The following is a 19,534-nucleotide window of genomic DNA, read 5'->3' on the forward strand; positions in this document are numbered from 1 at the left end:
ATTTTTATTGTGATTGACCCTTATTCTGTTCTCCTAACACTGCCCTATCATAAATCAGCTTCTTATAGACATAAAAGTGTTGCTCGATAGCATTTCTGTAGCCCATTTCATCCTTATTCTTGATAAAGTTCAATAAATCGGTGTGAGTTACAATCTTTCCCTTTTTCTCCAATTCTATATTTATGGCTTCCACCCGTTCCCTCAAATTGGTTTTTACAAAGTTCATAACCGGATGAATGATGCTTTGGAACTGTACAATCGTCTTATTCCCCGTTATTTCGTATAGTTTTGAATGGAAAGTATATTCGCTGAGATTGGCATATTCGTTGTTCCCCAATGCAACGCCTGCATTAACAATCTCTTCCAGTTCCATAATATCCTGCTCTTTAATATTATGAAATATGTCACTACTGATTCCTATCTCCAAGGCAACCCTAAATCCCAAAAGATCGAGAAGTGATTCCTGGCTCATAATACGGGGATCAACCACTCTCTTCATTCCCCCTAAGATGAAAGGCTCAGTTAATATCATTCCACGACGTGTACGGCTTTCAATCATTCCCATCATTTTCAGACGGCTAAGAGCTTCCCGAAGAACACTACGAGCTACCCCCAACGCTGACGACAACTCAATTTCGTTAGGGATAGAATCACCCACTTTCAAGTCCTGACTTCTGAAATAATTCAATAACTTGTCTTCCACTTGGTCTACCAAAGTAATCGACTGCCCATCAATTTTTAAGTTTTCCATATATTAAATCGTGTTATTATTAGTCCTATTAGTATTATTTGTCAGACAAATAAATGGATAATTTTTAATAAAAGCAACATATAAAGAATATATTATCACTTCTTTTATATTTATTAACTTTTAAAGTGTTGCATTTTTGCAAATTTACTATTCACGATGTAATATATATTTCGGCTATATTACATATGCGAACAAACAATAAGAAAAACAGAAAAAGGGGAAAAACAATATAAGTGCAGCTTAAAAAATAGTTTAGAAGAATTATTAATACCTGAGAATGAATGTTCTTAAAAAAGAAAAAGACTGAATAACTAAGTATTCAGCCTTTTATAAAGAGCGGCAAGCGAGACTCGAACTCGTGACCCTCAGCTTGGGAAGCTGATGCTCTACCAACTGAGCTACTGCCGCATAAACATTTCCAAGGTCATGCCTTAAAAACGGTGGCAAAGTTAATAAATTCCTTCCTAAAAAAACAAACGTTTCGTCAAATATTTCCTATTTTTGCTCGGGAAAACAAAGATATTCTTTCAAAATACAGACTAAATACCAATGAAACGAATCATACTCATCACCGGAGGAGCACGTTCCGGCAAAAGCACCTATGCGGAAAAGCTGGCACTCGAGCTCTCTCCCACTCCCGTTTATCTTGCCACAGCACGCATTTGGGACGAAGAATTCCGCCAGAGGGTAATCCGACATCAGGAACGCCGGGGACCGGAATGGACAAACATCGAAGAGCAGAAAGAACTCAGCCGCCACCGGCTGGAGGGACGGGTTGTCCTGATAGACTGCATCACCCTGTGGTGTACCAATTTCTTCTTCGACCTCGAGTCTGATACCGACCGGGCACTTGCCGCAGTAAAGGCAGAGTTCGACCGCTTCACGGCACAAGACGCAACCTTCATCTTTGTAACCAATGAAATAGGTATGGGAGGAACTTCCGAGAACGAACTGCAACGAAAGTTCACGGACATGCAAGGCTGGATGAACCAATATGTAGCCGCCCGTGCCGACGAAGTGATACTGATGGTATCCGGCATCCCACTTACCGTAAAAAACACTCATTCATAAAACAACAAACAATTAAAATTCAACAGACTGATGAAAACATTTCATATCACCCGTCCGGACGAGTCAATCCGTCCCGCATTGATTGACAAAATCAACAACCTGACCAAACCCAAAGGCTCATTGGGCATTTTAGAAGAACTGGCACTCCAAATCGGACTCATACAACAGACATTATCCCCCACCTTGAAACATCCGCAAAACATTATCTTCGCCGCCGACCACGGCATTGTAGAAGAAGGTGTCAGTCTGTCTCCAAAGGAAATCACCTGGCAGCAAATCAGCAACTTCCTTCATGGAGGGGCAGGTGTCAATTTTCTCTGCCGGCAGCACGGCTTTACCCTGAAAATAGTAGATGCAGGAGTAGACTACGACCTCCCCTACGAGAAAGGCATCATCAATATGAAAGTACGTAAAAGCACCCGGAGTTATCTGCACGAGGCAGCCATGACGGAAGAGGAAATGGAGATGTGCCTGGAACGGGGTGCCGAGGTGGTGCGCCAATGCCATGAAGAAGGCAGCAATGTCCTCAGCTTCGGTGAAATGGGTATCGGAAACACCTCTTCATCCTCCTTGTGGATGACCTGCTTTACCGGTATTCCTCTGGAACAATGTGTCGGCGCAGGTAGCGGACTCGACAGCGCGGGCATCCGCCACAAATACGAAGTGCTGAAACAGTCTATGGAGAATTACAAAGGCGACGGCTCTCCCCGGGACATCATCCGCTACTTTGGTGGACTGGAAATGGTAATGGCCATAGGCGCCATGCTGCAAGCTGCCGAGCTGAGGATGATTATCCTTGTTGACGGATTCATCATGACCAACTGCCTGCTTGCCGCCGCCAGGCTCTACCCGGAAGTGACGGATTACGCCATCTTCGGACACTGCGGAGACGAGTCGGGCCACAAACTGGTACTCGACGCCCTGCATGCCCGTCCGCTGCTGAATCTGGGGCTGCGTTTGGGAGAAGGAACGGGGGCCATCTGTGCATATCCCATTGTCGACTCGGCCGTGCGGATGCTCAATGAAATGGATAACTTTGCACATGCCTCCATCACCAAATACTTTTAACATGAATAATATCTTAGCAGCATTCATCATGCTCACCCGACTGCCCTTCTGGAAAATCAAGGAAGTACCGGCAGAGTGTTTCAAGCATGTGGTTCCCTATTGGCCGCTTGTAGGCTGGCTGACGGGAGGCGTGATGGCGGCAGTGCTGTGGCTTGCCGGACAGATTATGCCGGTGTCATTGGCATGGATTCTTGCCCTCATCGCACGCCTGCTTGTCACCGGTTGCCTGCACGAAGACGGACTGGCGGACTTCCTCGACGGCTTTGGTGGCGGCACCACCCGAGAACGGACTCTTGCCATCATGAAGGATTCCCACATCGGAAGCTACGGTGTCATCGGATTGATATGCTATTTCCTGCTGTTGTTCCAACTTCATCACCTGCCACTGGGACTTCTCTGCATCCTTGTGCTCAGCGGTGACTGCTGGTCCAAATTCTGTGCCTCCCAGATTGTCAACTACCTGCCCTATGCCCGGAAAGAGGAAGACAGCAAAAGCAAGACCGTCTACAACCGCATGAGCTGGCACGAGTTACTGGCCGGATTTCTTTGCGGTCTGCTTCCTTTCGTACTGCTGCTGCCTATAAAACTGTGGATTGCCACCCTCTTCCCACTGCTCACCTTCTTCCTGCTCTACCGATTGATGAAGCGGCGCCTACAAGGATATACGGGTGACTGCTGCGGGGCCACTTTCCTGCTATGCGAACTGTCCTTCTACTTGGGAAGCCTTATTCTAATTATAAATTAACAACTGAAAATTAAAGATGGAAGTAATACTCATTCGACACACTTCGGTAGATGTTCCTCCGGGGATGTGCTACGGTCAGACCGATGTTCCCCTGAAACCCACGTTTGAAACGGAAGCCGCCGTGACGGCAGAAAACCTGAAGGCATACCTTCCGTTCGACCACGTCTACACCAGTCCCCTAACCCGCTGCGTGCGCCTCGCCACCTATTGCGGCTATCCCGATGCAGAACGGGACAAACGGATTATGGAAATCAATTTTGGCGACTGGGAGATGAAGCCGTTCGAGCAGAATGAAGACCCACGCTTGCAGGAATGGTATGCCGACTACATGAACGTGGCAGCTACCGGTGGAGAATCTTTTACTATGCAATACCGGCGTGTCAGCCAGTTTTTGGACGAATTAAAGAAGAAGCCCTATACGCGCGTTGCCATCTTCGCACATGGCGGCGTACTCATCTGCGCGCAACTCTATGCCGGAATCCTCAAAGCCGAAGAAGCCTTCGACGCATTGACGCCCTACGGCGGCATCGTCCGCATCAATCTCGACAAGGAATAGTGAACGAAATAGTAGGGCCTTCCTCCGCTTCGGTTTGCACCTTGTAGATACCTCCAAAATAATGAATAAAATGGGCATTGATTTCATGGCGAATCAAGCTCGTTTTATTCTCAAAATGTACCTTTGCAAACGGGGTGTTGACCACGTCGAAATAAAGGAGCGGTTTACTCCGGTCGCGTCTGATGCGGATAATCGCCTCATAACGGGCAGTGTCATTCTCTGACGGAGTCAGCATGCTGACAAGCAATGTATCGAACCACCTTCGGTCTGTCCTCGCAAGCTGTTCCTTGAGGTCGGTCTGCAGGCTGACAGACACAGTGCTCTCCTCACGGCCGTTCACTTTATCCAGCACCTCACTGCACAACTGAATAATGTCACACTCCTCGTCCTCATACTGAATCTTGCCGGACTCCAAGCGGGACAATTCCAGAATGCTGTTGACATAATTCAGCAGACTTTCCGCATTGGTCTGAATCATCTGCCCGTATTCCCTCTTAGTCTCCTTATCCAGCTCCTCCTTTCCGGTCAGCAATTCGGCAAAGCCCACCACCACATTCAGCGGAGTACGTATATCATGGCTGATTTCCGATTTCAGACGTTCCTTCGCGATGTTGTCCGTCTCTGCCTGCAAAGCGGCTTCAGCCGTCTTCTTCTCTACGACAGCAATCTTTCCGGAGACATAGCGCGTATACAAGTAGAAAAGCAGCATCAGCAGCAGGCAGACGCCCAGGAATATAAATCCTATACGGTAATTCATGTCCTGAATCTTCTGCTTCTCCAACAACAGCTCGTCAATGTGGTAAATCTCCTTCACCTGCTTCAACTGGTTGGCCGAGAAGGCATTGTTCAGCGAATCCTGCTTGCGTATGAGGTAGCGCCGGGTCTCGATGGCCCCGTCAATGTCCCCCTTGTCATATTGCGTACTCGCCTTGTAGTTTATCAAAGTGGCAAAGGTGGAGACGTAGTTGTTCAGTACCGTAGGGGTCACCTCGTCTATCAATGCGATGCTTTTGTCATACTCATCGGTCTTGGCATAGTATTGAAGCTGTATCAACTGGACATTCAGCCAAAAGACGGGATCTACATGCGGTTCAAGCAGTTTCTTTACTTTCTCGATATGCTCGTGCGCCACTGTAAAGTTCTTCCGGTTCATGTAGTGCAGGATATACTTCACTTCGCAGTCAATCTCGAAATTGCTCCAGTTCTTCCTTGTCTCGGGTTCTTTGGAAATAACCGTCTGCAACGTCATGTCCATTTCATGCAAATAGGGCAGCTTCAAGCTGTCTTTACCGCCATTGCCGTATACCTGGGCAATACGCGACAGTATATCCACCTTCAGGCTGGCCTTTGTCTGGGGAGAGAAATTCCGGTAAGCCTCCAAGAAAGAGTCCAGTGCCTCATTCGGGCGGCTGGACACTCCGTAGGCACATCCCAAGCTGTTATACGCCGCTATCATCCCGTTATTGCTATGGCGGAGTTTTGATTCCTCCAACGTCTCCTTAGCCACATACACCGCTTTCTCTATCTGTCTCTTGGAAGCCAGGGCGCGGCTGATGGCAGCCTTCTGCTCCAGATAATAATCGTAAGTGCCTACCTGGGAGACAAAATCCTTCAGCACATCCACCCAATACGACAGACTGTCCGGGTCGTGTTTCTTGTCATAACATGCCGCCAGATAGTAAGCGCCCATATTCTCATAGAAAGCGTTCTTCTGCCGCCGCGCCTCCTCGTACAGACGGGTGGAAAAAGTCATGTTATAGGGAGCATACTGGTGCTTGTAGGCCATGTCACGGAGATACGTCAGCCGGACAAGGGTGGCCGGCAGGGCATCGGCAACCTTCAGGATGCTGTCCTGATACCGGACAGCCCCCGTGTCTTCTGCCAGCAGCGGACAGATATATCCGCAAAACAAAACATGGATGAGAATCAGTATTCGTTTCATTGCGCCGTTCCTCCGTGTAATGCGGGATTATACTTCAAAGGATGTGTAAAGCAGAAACGCGCGCCACGGGTGTACCCACTGTCCACCCACAGCTTGCCGTTCATATATTTCACAATCAGTTGGCAGATGGAAAGGCCCAGTCCGCTTCCCTGCACAAAATCATTCAGCTTTTCAAAGCGTTCAAAAATCAAGTGCTGCTTCTCCGGTGGAATGCCGCATCCGGTATCCGTCACGGAGAAAAGTGCCGTACCGGCATCAGCCATCTTCAGTTCCAGCACAATGGAGCCTTGTTCCGTAAACTTGGCGGCATTCACCAGCAGGTTTATCAAGACCTGGCGGAGGCGCGCATCGTCCGTATCCAGCATCAAGACGGACAAATCCGTGTCAAAACGCATTTCAACCTCCAGCTTGCGCGAGGCCATCACGGTCTCCACGACCTCATTACACAACTTCACGGCATCATGCGTGCGGATGTTGAAGGTTATATTGTCATTCTCGAAATCCGAGAAATCCAGAATGTCATTGATAAGTTTCAGCAACTGAAAGGAATTCACCTTGATAATTTCGGAGAATTCCCGGCGCGATTCGTCATCGAACGACTCGTCCTCATCCGTCAGTACCGCCGAGAATCCGACAATGGCATTCAGCGGTGTACGTACCTCATGGCTCATGTTCGAAAGAAACATATTCTTCCGTTGTATGGCTTGCACCGCTTTCTCCTTCATCGCCTCCTGCCGCATTTGGGAATGCTTCAAACGGAATATTTTCTTCCAGCCCAACACCAGGAGGAATATCAGAAACAGTACGGACACAGTGATGCCTGCCAGATAGAAACGCATGGATACAATGCGGTCGCGTTCGTTCTGGTAGGCCAGTTGGTCGGCCTGGAAACGGGTACAGAGCCGGTCTATCTCCTTGGGATAGTTCTTCTCGAACGAAGTCTTGATATACGAAAAGACCTTGCCGTACTGTCCGTAGGCTTCTTCCTTGTTTCCCATCTTCACCAGTAAATCCGCTTTTTCGAGCAGAGCTTCCTTGTAGATGTTATGGTTTATCCGGGCATATTCGGTTTGAAGGAAATCATTGTAGGCGGTCAAGGCTGCCTCATGCTCTCCGGTGGCCACCAGATAACGGGCATCTATAATCAGAAGGTATTGCCGTATCTCCGGAATCAGCTGCGTTTCAAGCTGGCCTATCTGTACCAGACAATGGCTGGCAGCTTTCAAGTCACCCTTGAATAATTGGCAGGAAGCATTGGAGATGTGGCGCATGGCCAGCTCCAGCGGAGAAAGCCGGTCTTCCGGATAGAGGTTCAGACGTGCAAGATAACGCGAGGCGCCGTTTACATTCCGTATGCGCAGGTTATAATCTATCAGTTCCACCAGTAGCATACGGATATGCACATCCTCCCCGTCCATCCCATCCAGCAGTCTCAAGGACTCTTCATAAGCGGCACCGGCTTCCCGGAGCCTGCCGGTATAGCTGTACACCTCTCCCATGGCATTCAGCGCAAGGGCATTGCCGAAGGGGTAGGCAAGCGCGCGGGCTTTGGAGTACATCTGGTCGCTCTGGGCAATGGCCATACGGATTTCTCCACGGAAAAGGGAGGATTTTATAAGTATCCTTTCCAGTTCGAAATAGGTGTAGTAGCGCTGGGATTCATCCAATTGGGACAAAAGGCCGTCGGCATTCAGCGAGTCACACTCCTCCCGGGTCAGATAGTCGAAACCGAGGCTGTTGTGAAAAGTGGAGATGACCTCATGGACTATACTTTCCTTTTCTTTAGTCCAAGAATCCGCTTTATCTGTTGTCGATGCAATTATTGTGCTCCCGAACCAAATAAAGAAAAGGAATATATATAGTTGCTTTATCCTCATTTATAAGACTTTGTCTGCTTTAAAAGTTACATTTTTAATGCAACGCGGTCTTGCAAAGATATTATATCTTTTTGGAACGGACAAAGAATCAGTTAAAATAACAACATTTTAAAAACAAAAGGAAGCCAAGGTCGATGTCACTATTACGGCAACCACCATCCACCACTCCACACGCCGGTTGATGCGGACAGCCACACGCATATCTTCCGTCTTCAGAGGCCGTTCATTAGAACCGATATAAGGTTTCCATACCTCCTCGCCGAAATAGTTGTGCGGACCCCCGAAACGGCAATTCAAAATACCGGCAAGGGCGGCTTCCGGATAACCGGAATTGGGACTGGCATGCTGGCTGCCATATCTGCCCACAAAAGCAAACAAGGAAAGGCGACCGGAAACCAGTACCATCAGAAAGGCTGTCAGACGGGCGGGAATATAATTGGCAACATCATCCAAACGGGCAGCAAAACAGCCGAACCGACGATAGCGTTCATTCTTGTAGCCGACCATGGAATCCAGCGTGTTCACCATCTTATAGGCAAGCATGCCCGGAACTCCCAACAGCAGATACCAGAACAAGGGGGCAACTACCCCGTCACTCAAATTCTCTGCCAAAGTCTCCAATGCCGCGGTTCTCACCTCCTGCGCCGAGAGTGCAGACGTATCACGCCCTACGATACGTGCCACTTGCATCCTCCCTTCCTCCAAGGAACGGTCCACCGCCTTGAACACCATACGCACCTCGCGAACCAGCGTAGTGCCCGCCAAGCAATAGAATATCAGCAATATTTGCACCGTCAGAAGCATGCCCGGAGAAAAGAGTGCCGCCAAGCGGAGCAACAAAAGCGTAATGACGTATACCCCCAAGACAAGAGACACCGCCACAAACGCACCTTTCAGAAAACGCAAATCGCCCCGGTTCAACCGGTGCTCACAGAAAGAAATGGCTTTGCCGAAAGCCACAACCGGATGGGGCAGCCACGCCGGGTCGCCCAGCCAATGGTCGAGCAGCCAGGCAGTGAGAAGCGGCAGGTTCAAGTTGAAGGCGACACCCAAAAGTATAAGTACATCTTCTTCCATCGGTTATTCCTCCTCAAGCCATTGTCCTATTGCTTTTACAAGCCTGTCATTCTCCTCCCGGCTCTGGGCGGCTATGCGGAAGAAGTGCTCATTCAGCCCGTCAAAGTTGGAGGCGTCCCGAATCAAGATGCCATGCTCCCCGGCCAGATAGTCTTTCAAGGCGGAAGCCTTGCCCATACGGAGGCACACCAGCATGAAATGGGTTTCGGTGGCCCATACCTCCAGTCCTCCCAATGCCTCGAGCGCACTGCGCAGGCGGGCAGCCTCTTGCAAGTAAGACGCCACATCCAGCGGATTGGGAACATCATGTTCCAACAGATGGAGCCCTGCCTCAATGGCAAGCTGGTTGACCGACCAGGGCATACGGTTAGTACGCAGACGGTGCAGCAGGTGGGGGGCGCCGGTGACATATCCCAGTCGCAGACCGGGAACGGCATAACGCTTGGTCATGGAGTGCAGCAGCAAGACGTTGGGAAACTCTGCCGCCTCGGCAGCAGAGAAAAGCGGACGCAAGGTGAAAAACTCGTAAGACTGGTCGATGACGAAACATACCTGCGGATTATGACTAATAAGTGTTGCCAGATATTCCTTCTCCACAACCGTTCCGGTAGGGTTGTTGGGATTACACAGCCACAGCATGCGCACCTCTTCCGACAAGCGATACCCCTCGCTCTCCGCAGGAAGCCGATAGAGGGAAGTGACCCGATGGCCGTGCATGCGGCAGGCATCGGCATATTCACTGAAAGTGGGCTGCACAATGGCGGTGTTTGTCCCGCGGAAAGTCTGTGCGGTGAGATAAATGGCTTCGGTAGCTCCGTTCGTCACGCACACTGCCTCGGCAGGAAGACGGTGGCGGCGGGCAAGGCAGGCCTCAAGCGTGTAAGGCTCCGGTTCGGGATAGTTGCCGATGCCGTCAATCCGGGCACACAGATGCGCCTTCAAGGCAGAGAGGTCTACCCTGTTGTAAACGTTCGAGCTGAAGTTTGCCGTAATGGGACGGCTGTATTTATAGGAATCGTCTCCGTGTCCTTCAATCATGGTTCTTTGTCAATATTTGGTAGATAAGCGGCAGGTTAACGTGGCGACGCACGTGCTCGGCAAGCCTATCGTATTGTTCTTCTTTGAATGTATGGTAATCGAAAGCGCCGGCATTCCCGGACAGTTTGTCTGCAAAAGGCGCAAGCAGGAAATCTATGAATTCCGGATTGTCGAGAATGCCATGAATATAGGTCCCCATGCAGGTGGAGTCCACGCAGTAACCGTCGGTAGAGCCGTTCTCCAAAAGATTCAAGGGAGAATCGGGAGTACCTTCCACAGGGGTGGTCACTCCCATATGGATTTCATAGCCCTGCATGAATGGAGAATGGAGAGTGGAAGATGGAGAATGGGGATTGCACAGACCGAACTTCACCTGACGGGTCACCTTCTCTCCCGACATGCGGGTACTGATGGGCAACAGTCCCAGTCCGGGCAGGCGTTCAATGTCCCCCTCCACATGCTCAAGGTCGAGCACCTCCTGCCCCATCATCTGATAGCCGCCGCAGATACCCATCACGGTGGCACCTTCACGGTGGGCACGGATGATGGCAGCCGCCACACCGTTACGGCGCAATTCGTAAAGGTCATTAAGTGTGCTCTTGGAGCCGGGCAGCAGGATGACGTCGGCCTTTGCCAACTCATCCACATTGTTGGTATAGAAGAGATGTACGCGCGGGTCACGTTCCAGGACATTAAAATCGGTGAAGTTACTGAGGTGGCGCAGCAGAATGACGGCGATGTTCACCTTTCCCTTCTCGGCACGGACAGACTTTGCGGCAAGCGCCACGGAGTCTTCTTCTTCAATGTAGATATCACGGTAGTAAGGCACCACCCCGACAACGGGAATGCCGCAAAGCTCCTCCAGCATCGTAATGCCCGACTCGAAGAGACGTATATCCCCCCGGAACTTGTTGATAAGAATTCCTTTAATTCGCTCCCGCTCATGGGGACGAAGCAACATCAGCGAACCGTAGACGCTGGCAAACACACCGCCACGGTCAATGTCGCCCACAAGAATTACATCGGCTCCGGCATGCAGGGCCATCGGCAGATTGACAAGGTCGGTATCCCGCAGATTGATTTCGGAGATGCTTCCCGCGCCTTCCAGCACGACGGGATTATAGCGGGCGGCAAGGCGGTCGTAGGCAGCACAAACCTCCCGGCGCAGCTCGTCGCGTCCTTCCTTGCGGAAATACTCATAAGCATTGCGGTTGCCGATAGGACGCCCGTTAAGGACAACCTGCGAGGTATGGTCCGACTGTGGTTTCAGCAGTAGCGGATTCATGTCCGTGTGGCAAAGCACTCCGGCGGCTTCTGCTTGCACAGCCTGGGCACGGCCTATCTCCAGCCCTTCGGGAGTGGCAAATGAATTGAGCGCCATATTCTGTGCCTTGAACGGTGCGGGCTGATAGCCGTCCTGCTTGAAGATGCGGCAGAAGGCGGCAGCAATGATGCTCTTTCCCACATCACTGCCCGTCCCGGCAAACATAATCGGATGAAGTTTCTCCATAAATTCCATTTTAGCGAATGCAAAGATAGTGCAAATCCGAATATCTCTCCCATTCATAAGCCATATCTTCGGAAACTATTCCTATATTTGTAACGTTCTATTCAAAAAGATGACTACTGAACAATTCCCACCTCCTCTTGTTTAGAGAAACAAGAACCCCTAAACCGAACGAACTTATGAATAATCTATCATGCCGGAGATTTTTTCCGGTTGCTGCCTGCGTGCTGCTTGCCATCGGTGAAGTGGCTGCACAAACCTCCCTTCCCCTTAGCTTCGGTGATGCCCTAAGGCAGATGCAAAACGGCAACCGCAGCCTGAAAATAGCTGACAAGGGAATTGAAGCCGCCCGTGCGGAACGTGACAAACTGAATGCCCTCTGGTACCCCTCCCTGCAAGGTGCCGGTACGTTCGTGCATCTTTCCGAAAAGATAGAGGTAAAACAGCCCCTTTCCCAGTTCACCGACCCGGCAAAAGACTTTGTGCACAACATCGTGCCGGACGACCAATTCATCAGCAGCATACTCGACCAGATAGGCTCCCATACCCTCGCTTTTCCACTGGCTCCACGCAACCTGACTTCCGTCGGCCTGACCGCCGAATGGGTCGTATTCTCCGGCGGCAAGCGCATCCGGGCCTCGAAGATAGGCAACACCATGATAGACATCGCCCGCGAAAACCGGGGACAGACCGATGCCACGCAACGCACCCTGCTGGCAGAAAGCTACTTCGGGCTGAAACTTGCGCAAGAGGTAGTACGCGTGCGGCAGGAGACCTACAACAGCCTGCAACGCCATTACCAGAATGCCCTTAAACTGGAAGCTGCCGGCATGATAGACAAGGCAGGCCGGCTCTTTGCCCAAGTGAATATGGATGAAGCTGCCCGTTCACTGGAGGCTGCCCGGAAGGAGGCCTCCGTCGTGCAAAGTGCCCTGCGCACCCTGCTCAACCTGCAAGACACATGCAGCATCCATCCTACTTCGGAGCTTTTCATCAACGACCAACTGCCCGCCAAAGAGGAGTTCCTGCAAGCCATGCGGGTGGAGAACTACACCGTGAACCAACTGCAACTGCAGTCACAGATTGCCCGCCAGCAGCTCCGCATCGACCAGAGCGGCTACCTGCCGGACATCGCCGTATTCGGCAAGCAGACCCTCTATGCCCACGGCATACAAAGCAACCTCGTCCCCCGCACCATCGTAGGCGTGGGATTCACCTGGAACCTGTTCGACGGACTGGCACGTGAGAAGCGCATCCGCCAGTCGAAGATAGCCCAACAGACCCTTGCCCTGGGACAAGAAAAAGCCAAAGAAGACCTGAGCGTAGGCATCGACAAGCTCTACACCCAACTGCAAAAGGCACAAGACAACGTACGCGCCTTGAATACCACCATCGAACTGAGCGAAGAGCTGGTGCGAATCCGCAAGAAATCCTTTACCGAAGGCATGGCAACCAGTACCGAGGTCGTAGATGCGGAAACGATGCTGGCAACCGTCCGCGTGGCGCGTCTGGCAGCCTACTACGAATATGATGTGGCACTGATGAACCTGCTGGCTATCTGCGGAACGCCGGAACGGTTCGAGAAATATTTCGAGACAACTTATTAAAACCTACCCTTTATGAAAATCAATAATAAAAGCATCAGCATTGCATTCGTCATTATCCTGGCCGCAACGGTCATCATTTCGCTTGCCGGCATATTACTCATGAGCCGGCAGCCCCTGGTCCTGCAAGGACAAGTGGAAGCAACGGAAATACGTATCAGCGGAAAGCTGCCCGGACGTGTGGACTCCTTCCTCGTACAAGAGGGCGACTGGGTGAAGGCAGGCGATACGCTTGTCGTCATCAACAGCCCCACCATCGAAGCCAAATACCGCCAGGTGAATGCCCTGGAGCAGGTGGCCCAGGAGCAGAACAAGAAGATAGACGCCGGTACCCGCCGCCAGATTGTGGCCACCGCCCGGCAACTCTGGAACAAGACGCAGAGCGACCTTGCCCTCGCCAAGACCACTTACCAGCGCATTGTAACGCTTTATAAGGACAGTGTCGTCACCTCCCAGCGGCGTGACGAGGTGGAAGCCATGTACAAAGCCGCCCAAGCCGCCGAACGTGCCGCCTACGAGCAATACCAGATGGCCGTAGACGGAGCGCAGAGCGAGGACCGCGCCTCGGCCCGCAGCCTGGTGGAAGCGGCGCGAAGCACCGTCGATGAAGTCTCCTCCCTCCTCGTCGACTCCCGCCTGACTGCTCCCGAAGACGGCCAGATAGCCACCATCTTCCCCAAACGCGGAGAGCTGGTGGCCCCCGGCACTCCCATCATGAGCCTTGTCGTGATGGACGATGCACACGTGGTACTGAACATACGCGAGGACCTGATGCCGCAGTTCAAGATGGGAGGCACTTTCCGTGCCGATGTCCCCGCCATCGACGGCAAGGACATTGAATTCCGCATCTATTACATCAGTCCGCTGGGCAGCTTCGCCACCTGGAAATCCACCAAACAGACGGGCAGCTATGACATGCAGACGTTCGAGATACACGCACGTCCCACACAGCAGGTAGAGGGATTGAGACCGGGGATGTCCGTACTTTTAAAAATGAAGAATGAAAAATGAAAGATAAAGAATTTGGCTGCGCAATGAAAGCGCTTCGCATGGTTATCCGTCGCGAATGGCACCGCATGACCTCCCGCCGTCTATACCTCGGCGTCTGCGTCGTGCTACCCTTACTCTGTCTGTTCTTCATGGCCACCATCTTCGGAAACGGACAGATGGAGAACATTCCCGTGGGTATCGTCGACCTGGACAACACTGCCACTTCGCGCAATATCTCCCGGCGCATCTCTGCCGCCCCCACCTTCCGTGTGACGGAGCACTTCACCGACGAAGCCGACGCCCGCCGGGCATTGCAACAGAAGGACATATACGGCTACCTCGTCATCCCGCCCCGCTTCGAACAGAAGGCGGTGACGGGAACTGGCGCAACGCTCACCTATTATTACCACTATGCCCTTCTTTCGGTAGGCAGCGAGCTGATGGCGGCGTTCGAGAATACGCTTGCCCCCGTGGCGCTCTCGCCCATCGTGATGCAGGCCGAAGCTCTGGGAGTCAGCGGAGAACAGATACAGACCTTTCTGCTCCCCGTAGAAGCCAGTACCCATCCCCTCTACAATCCGGACATGGACTACTCCATCTACCTGAGCCAGCCTTTCTTTTTCGTACTGTTCCAGATACTCATCCTGCTCACCACCGTCTACTCCATAGGCAGCGAACTGAAATTCGGCAGCGCCGGCGAATGGCTGGAGATGGCACGAGGCAATATCCTCACTGCCGTAGCAGGGAAACTGCTGCCCTATACCCTCATCTTCTCGTCCATCGGTATCCTGGCAAACTATGTACTGTTCGGCCCGCTACATATCCCCTCCGCTGGCAGTCTGTGGCTGATGAATGCAGTGACCGTGCTCTTCATCATCGCTACCCAGGCATTGGCGGTCTTTATCTATTCTGTCTTTCCCAAGATTGCCTATATCATCAGTGTAGTATCCATGGTGGGGTCGTTGGGGGCTACGCTGTCCGGAGTCACGTTTCCCGTTACAGCCATGTATGCGCCCGTGCATGCGGCCTCCTACCTCTTCCCCGTGCGGCACTTCACGGAGGCGGCACAAGCCATGATTTACTTCGATGCAGGGTTTGCCTACTTCTGGCAGTCGGTAGCTACACTCTTCATCTTCCTATTGACGGCACTGCTGATACTGCCGTTGCTGAAATGGTGGATAAAAAAAGAGATAAGGGAAGAAGCAATCTCCGCCTCCCCATCACCTTGCCCACCTACCGCATTGTCAACAGCTTCCGTCATCCGCCACGAGTGGCATGCCATCGCCACCAATCCCGCCATCCTGCTCGTGCTGGCAGGCGGTATCTTCCTCTACGGACTGCTCTACAACTACATGTACGCCCCCAACCTGGTGCGCAAGGCTCCTGTCGCAGTGGTAGACCTCTCCCACTCTGCCCTCAGCCGCGAATACATCCGACTGCTCGACGCCACTCCCCAGACCGCCGTCTACGGCCAGACACCCAACATCCTCGAAGCCCGCCAATGGATGAAGCAGGGCGACGTGGCAGGCATCCTTTACCTGCCTGCCGACTTCGAGGCACGTGTGGCACGGGGCGAAACTTCGGTCTTCGTACTCTATGCCGCCACGGACGCTTTCCTCAACTTCAAAGGACTGCAAGAATCCAGTGCGCGCGTCATGCTTGCCGTGAACGATGCCCACCGCATGGAGGGCACCGTATTCCTACCTCCGCAAGGGTTGCTGGCAGTGGCTTCGTCCGCTCCCGTCAGCGTGTCCGGCACGGCGCTCTACAACTATACGGAGGGCTACGGTTCCTATCTGATTCCCGCCGTCCTAATTGTCATCATCTTCCAGACGATGCTGATGGTGATTGCCATGCTAACGGGCGAGGAAGCGGAAGCCCGAAGAAAAGGAATACGGCTGATGCGTGCCGACTCATTGAAGGATACATTACGGATTGTCGGGGGCAGGACCTTCGTATACTTCATGCTGTATGTGGTGTTCTCCCTATTCCTGCTGGGACTGCTGCCGCATCTGTTCAGCATCCCCCACATCGGCAGCGGAGGAGACATCGTCACAATGATGATACCCTTCCTGCTGGGCACGAGTTTCCTTGCCCTGGCCGTCTCCCGCTGGTTTACAGACTCCGAAGCGCCGTTACTGATGATAGCCTTCTTCTCTGTGGGCTATATCTTCCTTTCGGGCGTGTCCTATCCGCTGGAGCTGATGCCATGGTATTGGCAGGCAGCCCACTATCTGTTTCCGGCAGGTCCTGCCGTACTTGCTTTTGTAAAACTGAATTCAATGGGTGGAACGCTGGCCGACGTATGGCCGCAGATGCTGACGATGTGGATACAAGTATTGGTCTATGGAACTTTGGCGCTCTGCACTACACGCCACCTCTACGGAAAAGGAAAAGTGAAGGCATAAAAAAAGGCTATCTATCCCAGACAGCCAATCTTTTGTTAACCTTAAATCTAATACTATGAAAAACACATTGCAAATGTACGGACTTCCCCGAAATATCCAAAATTTCTGTCCATGACGGTCTCATTTATAACATGGTTTAATAGGAATATGCCGTTGTTAACAGATAGAGGCTGGTCAAATAAGAAATTTTCACTATCTTCATCCCCAAAATCGAACATCATAACTAAAGAATATTTTGCCATGATTCATACCATACTCGATACAGACCTTTACAAATTCACCACCTCGTATGCCTACATCAAATTGTTTCCCTATGCCATGGGCACTTTCAGCTTCAAGGACAGAGACGACACCGCCTATACGGACACGTTTCTGAAAGAACTGCAAGAGGCGGTGGACAGCCTGGCACAGACCGTACTTACTGCCGAAGAGCTGGAATACATGACCCGCCACTGCCGTTTCCTGCCGAGGGTCTATTGGGAGTGGCTCTCCTCCTTCCGCTTCCAGCCGGAGAAGGTAAGCATCCATCTGGACGAGGACCGGCACCTGAACATTGAAATCACGGACTATCTGTACAAGGCCACCCTTTACGAAGTCCCCCTGCTTTCTATCGTATCCGAAATAAAGAACCGTTCTTTGGGAAACGTGGCCGACATGGACGGCATACTCTGCAAACTGTCCGAAAAGGTGGCACTCTCCAACCGACACCAGCTGTATTTTTCAGAGTTCGGCACCCGGAGACGCTTCTCGTTCGAAGTGCAGGACAAAGTCATAGACCGTCTGAAGGAAGCCGCCGAATACTGTACCGGGACTTCCAACTGCCACTTCGCCATGAAATACGGCATGAAGCCTATGGGGACGCATCCGCATGAATGGTTCATGTTCCACGGCGCACAGTTCGGCTACAAACACGCCAACTACATGGCCTTGGAAAACTGGGTGAACGTGTACGACGGTGACTTGGGCATCGCACTGTCCGATACCTATACCTCCGGCATTTTCTTAAGTAACCTGAGCCGCAAGCAGGCCAAACTATTCGACGGTGTACGCTGCGACTCCGGCGATGAATTCGATTTCACCGACAAGCTCGTTGCCCGCTACCGCGAACTGGGCATCGACCCTACCACTAAAACCATCGTCTTCAGCAATGCGCTCGATTTTGGCAAGGCACTCGACATCCAGGAGCATTGCAGGGGCAAAATCCGCTGCTCCTTCGGCATCGGCACCAATCTGACGAATGATACCGGATTCAAGCCCTCCAACATCGTAATGAAACTGACGCAATGCAAGATGAACGTCAACCAGGAATGGCGCGAATGCGTGAAGCTGTCCGACGATGCAGGAAAGCATATCGGCAGCGAAGCGGAAGTACGGGCATGTCTGTATGATTTAAGGCTCGGACAGCAAATAGAACCCCTATGCTGAAAACAGCTTCCCGGCGGTTAGCGATAAGTGCTTACTGTCTTTTCCTTTTGTAGGCAAACTCTTGCCATTTCTCCTCCGGCCAGTCCTGCCGCTGCATCTCCATGCGGGCCATGACGAAGAACAAGTCCGAAAGGCGGTTGATGAAGCGCAGAATATCCTCGTTCACGGGGTCTTGGCGATGGAGTGTCCACAAACGGCGTTCGGCACGGCGGGCCACGGTACGGGCAAACTGCAGTTGGGCTGATATGGGAGTGCCACCAGGCAAAAGGAAGTAGCCGTTGTCCGTCATCAGCAGGACGGTCATGGCATCCATCTCCTGCTCACAGCGCAGCGTGAGCTCTGCGGCAGAAAGCGGATTAGGGTTCACCACTCCCGAGGGAGTGGCCACATGGCTCATCACCACCATCAGTTCCCGCTGGACAGCATGCAGCAACTCCTGCCATCCATCTTCTGCCGCCAGCATGGAGCGCACGATACCAATCACGGCATTCAATTCATCAAGGCATCCGTTTGCCTCGATACGGATGTCATCTTTCGGCACACGCGCGCCACCATGAATACCCGTTGTTCCTTTGTCTCCAGTTTTGGTATAGACTCTTTTCATTCTCTATTTGATAAGGAACTGTGCCCACTGCGGGATTTCCTCTACATATTGTTTGAAGAGGGTCCCGTTTACAGTGCGGAACAATAATCGAGGAATTTGATTTTCTATTGAATTATCGTAGACATATACCCTATCAACCAAGGATATTGCTTTGCCTATATTCAATAACGATTTATAATAACGGGAAATAATTTTGGAAATGGGAACTTCATGCCCTCCATTCAAATAGCGCTGTGTAATACGCCGTACATTTATCTCAGGATTATTTGTACAGACAAAAAAAATGCGAATAAAAAATCCTGCTTTTTTTGCTTCTTCAACAAATGCAAGTTTTTCGTCTGAGGAAAAGACTGTTTCAAATACAAAATCTTGCCTTTTCCTTAAACACTCATAACGCATTTTAGTCGCCAATTCTGCTGCCTTCAATACTGCAACGGGAGAATTCCAATCACCATATTGTTCTTGCGCTATATTATCAGGATTAATGTAAAGGCTATTTTCTGCCCATTCATTATGAAGCAGTTGCACTGTCGTAGAAGTTTTACCCGAACCATTCGGACCAGCTACTATACAAAGTGTCGGATTTTTTTCGTTCATCACATGGATATATCACTTACATTTTTAGCTCTATATGCTTTCAATTTTTCTCTCACCTCTTGCATTCTCCGCTCCAATTCTCTTTTTGCCTTGCGAGAACTTTCACGGGCCGCAACAGCCACTTGTTCCATCAAAGCATGCAGTTGTTCATCAGTAGGGTCTTCCAAAGAAGACAAGCGATAAGTATTCAGTTTCATAATCATAATATATTTAAATGAAAACAAAGATACTCCACTATTTCGAGAACACAAACGAAATTACATAAAATATCAAT

General features: G+C 51.2%; 17 protein-coding genes and 1 tRNA gene. 8 read left to right on the forward strand and 10 right to left on the reverse strand.

Annotation, left to right across the window (positions count from 1 at the left end; all coding sequences use genetic code 11):
* Positions 1–4: 4 nt before the first annotated feature.
* A complete protein-coding gene (locus tag DW947_RS00720; protein WP_005829254.1) occupies positions 5–751 on the reverse strand; it encodes a FadR/GntR family transcriptional regulator in 747 nt (248 codons plus the stop codon).
* Positions 752–1,086: 335 nt separating this feature from the next.
* Positions 1,087–1,159: transfer RNA gene (locus DW947_RS00725), tRNA-Gly, on the reverse strand.
* 141 nt (positions 1,160–1,300) lie between these two features.
* Here DW947_RS00725 and cobU point away from each other — a divergent pair.
* The 4 genes from cobU to cobC are packed head-to-tail and all read left to right on the forward strand — an operon-like array spanning position 1,301 to position 4,191.
* Positions 1,301–1,822, forward strand: coding sequence for a bifunctional adenosylcobinamide kinase/adenosylcobinamide-phosphate guanylyltransferase (gene cobU, locus DW947_RS00730; protein ID WP_087332474.1), 522 nt, complete (start codon positions 1,301–1,303; stop codon positions 1,820–1,822).
* Between the two features lie 30 nt (positions 1,823–1,852).
* Positions 1,853–2,890: a nicotinate-nucleotide--dimethylbenzimidazole phosphoribosyltransferase gene (cobT, locus tag DW947_RS00735; protein WP_044467841.1), complete on the forward strand. Its 1,038-nt coding sequence runs from the start codon at positions 1,853–1,855 to the stop codon at positions 2,888–2,890.
* Position 2,891: 1 nt separating this feature from the next.
* Complete coding sequence (gene cobS / locus DW947_RS00740) at positions 2,892–3,635, forward strand: adenosylcobinamide-GDP ribazoletransferase (protein WP_117962434.1); 744 nt, start codon at positions 2,892–2,894, stop codon at positions 3,633–3,635.
* Positions 3,636–3,651: 16 nt separating this feature from the next.
* Positions 3,652–4,191, forward strand: a complete 540-nt coding sequence (gene cobC / locus DW947_RS00745) for an alpha-ribazole phosphatase (RefSeq protein ID WP_044467839.1) — start codon at positions 3,652–3,654, stop codon at positions 4,189–4,191.
* On the opposite strand, the gene DW947_RS00750 is transcribed toward cobC, so the two are convergent.
* The 5 genes from DW947_RS00750 to DW947_RS00770 form a co-directional block, all read right to left on the reverse strand.
* Positions 4,172–6,133, reverse strand: coding sequence for a sensor histidine kinase (locus DW947_RS00750; RefSeq protein ID WP_117962432.1), 1,962 nt, complete (start codon positions 6,131–6,133; stop codon positions 4,172–4,174). The two genes, cobC and DW947_RS00750, sit on opposite strands and share 20 nt — an antisense overlap.
* Complete coding sequence (locus DW947_RS00755) at positions 6,130–8,010, reverse strand: sensor histidine kinase (RefSeq protein ID WP_117962430.1); 1,881 nt, start codon at positions 8,008–8,010, stop codon at positions 6,130–6,132. Before DW947_RS00755 ends, DW947_RS00750 begins: the two co-directional genes overlap by 4 nt.
* Positions 8,011–8,118: 108 nt before the next feature.
* Positions 8,119–9,087 carry an adenosylcobinamide-phosphate synthase CbiB gene (gene cbiB / locus DW947_RS00760; RefSeq protein WP_117962428.1) on the reverse strand — a complete coding sequence of 323 codons (969 nt, stop codon included), beginning with the start codon at positions 9,085–9,087 and terminating at the stop codon, positions 8,119–8,121.
* Positions 9,088–9,090: 3 nt separating this feature from the next.
* Complete coding sequence (locus tag DW947_RS00765) at positions 9,091–10,125, reverse strand: threonine-phosphate decarboxylase (protein WP_117962426.1); 1,035 nt, start codon at positions 10,123–10,125, stop codon at positions 9,091–9,093.
* Positions 10,118–11,635: a cobyric acid synthase gene (locus DW947_RS00770; protein WP_182012120.1), complete on the reverse strand. Its 1,518-nt coding sequence runs from the start codon at positions 11,633–11,635 to the stop codon at positions 10,118–10,120. Before DW947_RS00770 ends, DW947_RS00765 begins: the two co-directional genes overlap by 8 nt.
* Before the next feature lie 176 nt (positions 11,636–11,811).
* Between DW947_RS00770 and DW947_RS00775 the strand changes: the two genes are divergently transcribed.
* From DW947_RS00775 to pncB, 4 genes are all read left to right on the forward strand, one after another.
* Positions 11,812–13,239, forward strand: a complete 1,428-nt coding sequence (locus DW947_RS00775) for a TolC family protein (RefSeq protein ID WP_117962423.1) — start codon at positions 11,812–11,814, stop codon at positions 13,237–13,239.
* Between the two features lie 12 nt (positions 13,240–13,251).
* On the forward strand, positions 13,252–14,247 hold the full coding sequence (locus DW947_RS00780) for an HlyD family secretion protein (RefSeq protein WP_016273657.1): 996 nt from the start codon (positions 13,252–13,254) through the stop codon (positions 14,245–14,247).
* Entirely contained in the window at positions 14,244–16,634 is a 2,391-nt protein-coding gene (locus DW947_RS00785; protein WP_117962421.1) for an ABC transporter permease, read from the forward strand. Before DW947_RS00780 ends, DW947_RS00785 begins: the two co-directional genes overlap by 4 nt.
* A 240-nt stretch (positions 16,635–16,874) precedes the next feature.
* Positions 16,875–18,059, forward strand: coding sequence for a nicotinate phosphoribosyltransferase (gene pncB / locus DW947_RS00790; protein WP_005829296.1), 1,185 nt, complete (start codon positions 16,875–16,877; stop codon positions 18,057–18,059).
* A gap of 31 nt (positions 18,060–18,090) precedes the next feature.
* Here pncB and DW947_RS00795 read toward each other — a convergent pair whose 3' ends face one another.
* Genes DW947_RS00795 through DW947_RS00805 form a run of 3 tightly spaced genes read right to left on the reverse strand, consistent with a single transcriptional unit; the run spans position 18,091 to position 19,457 of the window.
* Positions 18,091–18,663: a cob(I)yrinic acid a,c-diamide adenosyltransferase gene (locus tag DW947_RS00795; protein WP_005836935.1), complete on the reverse strand. Its 573-nt coding sequence runs from the start codon at positions 18,661–18,663 to the stop codon at positions 18,091–18,093.
* 3 nt (positions 18,664–18,666) lie between these two features.
* Positions 18,667–19,260, reverse strand: coding sequence for a zeta toxin family protein (locus tag DW947_RS00800; protein ID WP_005829300.1), 594 nt, complete (start codon positions 19,258–19,260; stop codon positions 18,667–18,669).
* Positions 19,260–19,457 (reverse strand): hypothetical protein, encoded by a 198-nt coding sequence (locus DW947_RS00805; protein WP_005836934.1) that lies wholly within the window; start codon positions 19,455–19,457, stop codon positions 19,260–19,262. Before DW947_RS00805 ends, DW947_RS00800 begins: the two co-directional genes overlap by 1 nt.
* Between the last annotated feature and the right edge of the window lie 77 nt (positions 19,458–19,534).

Origin of the sequence: Bacteroides sp. AM44-19 (assembly GCF_003603395.1) — a bacterium.
Lineage (GTDB): Bacteria > Bacteroidota > Bacteroidia > Bacteroidales > Bacteroidaceae > Bacteroides > Bacteroides uniformis.

What these genes read in the sequence shown, in the direction of transcription:
- DW947_RS00770 (WP_182012120.1), bottom strand. Translation starts at nt 11,635, where the DNA reads ATGGAGAAACTTCATCCGATTATGTTTGCCGGGACGGGCAGTGATGTG.
- pncB (WP_005829296.1), top strand. Translation starts at nt 16,875, where the DNA reads ATGATTCATACCATACTCGATACAGACCTTTACAAATTCACCACCTCG.
- cobC (WP_044467839.1), top strand. Translation starts at nt 3,652, where the DNA reads ATGGAAGTAATACTCATTCGACACACTTCGGTAGATGTTCCTCCGGGG.
- DW947_RS00720 (WP_005829254.1), bottom strand. Translation starts at nt 751, where the DNA reads ATGGAAAACTTAAAAATTGATGGGCAGTCGATTACTTTGGTAGACCAA.
- DW947_RS00800 (WP_005829300.1), bottom strand. Translation starts at nt 19,260, where the DNA reads ATGAACGAAAAAAATCCGACACTTTGTATAGTAGCTGGTCCGAATGGT.
- DW947_RS00775 (WP_117962423.1), top strand. Translation starts at nt 11,812, where the DNA reads ATGAATAATCTATCATGCCGGAGATTTTTTCCGGTTGCTGCCTGCGTG.
- DW947_RS00765 (WP_117962426.1), bottom strand. Translation starts at nt 10,125, where the DNA reads ATGATTGAAGGACACGGAGACGATTCCTATAAATACAGCCGTCCCATT.
- DW947_RS00780 (WP_016273657.1), top strand. Translation starts at nt 13,252, where the DNA reads ATGAAAATCAATAATAAAAGCATCAGCATTGCATTCGTCATTATCCTG.
- cobS (WP_117962434.1), top strand. Translation starts at nt 2,892, where the DNA reads ATGAATAATATCTTAGCAGCATTCATCATGCTCACCCGACTGCCCTTC.
- DW947_RS00755 (WP_117962430.1), bottom strand. Translation starts at nt 8,010, where the DNA reads ATGAGGATAAAGCAACTATATATATTCCTTTTCTTTATTTGGTTCGGG.
- DW947_RS00750 (WP_117962432.1), bottom strand. Translation starts at nt 6,133, where the DNA reads ATGAAACGAATACTGATTCTCATCCATGTTTTGTTTTGCGGATATATC.
- cobT (WP_044467841.1), top strand. Translation starts at nt 1,853, where the DNA reads ATGAAAACATTTCATATCACCCGTCCGGACGAGTCAATCCGTCCCGCA.
- DW947_RS00785 (WP_117962421.1), top strand. Translation starts at nt 14,244, where the DNA reads ATGAAAGATAAAGAATTTGGCTGCGCAATGAAAGCGCTTCGCATGGTT.
- DW947_RS00795 (WP_005836935.1), bottom strand. Translation starts at nt 18,663, where the DNA reads ATGAAAAGAGTCTATACCAAAACTGGAGACAAAGGAACAACGGGTATT.
- cbiB (WP_117962428.1), bottom strand. Translation starts at nt 9,087, where the DNA reads ATGGAAGAAGATGTACTTATACTTTTGGGTGTCGCCTTCAACTTGAAC.
- DW947_RS00805 (WP_005836934.1), bottom strand. Translation starts at nt 19,457, where the DNA reads ATGAAACTGAATACTTATCGCTTGTCTTCTTTGGAAGACCCTACTGAT.
- cobU (WP_087332474.1), top strand. Translation starts at nt 1,301, where the DNA reads ATGAAACGAATCATACTCATCACCGGAGGAGCACGTTCCGGCAAAAGC.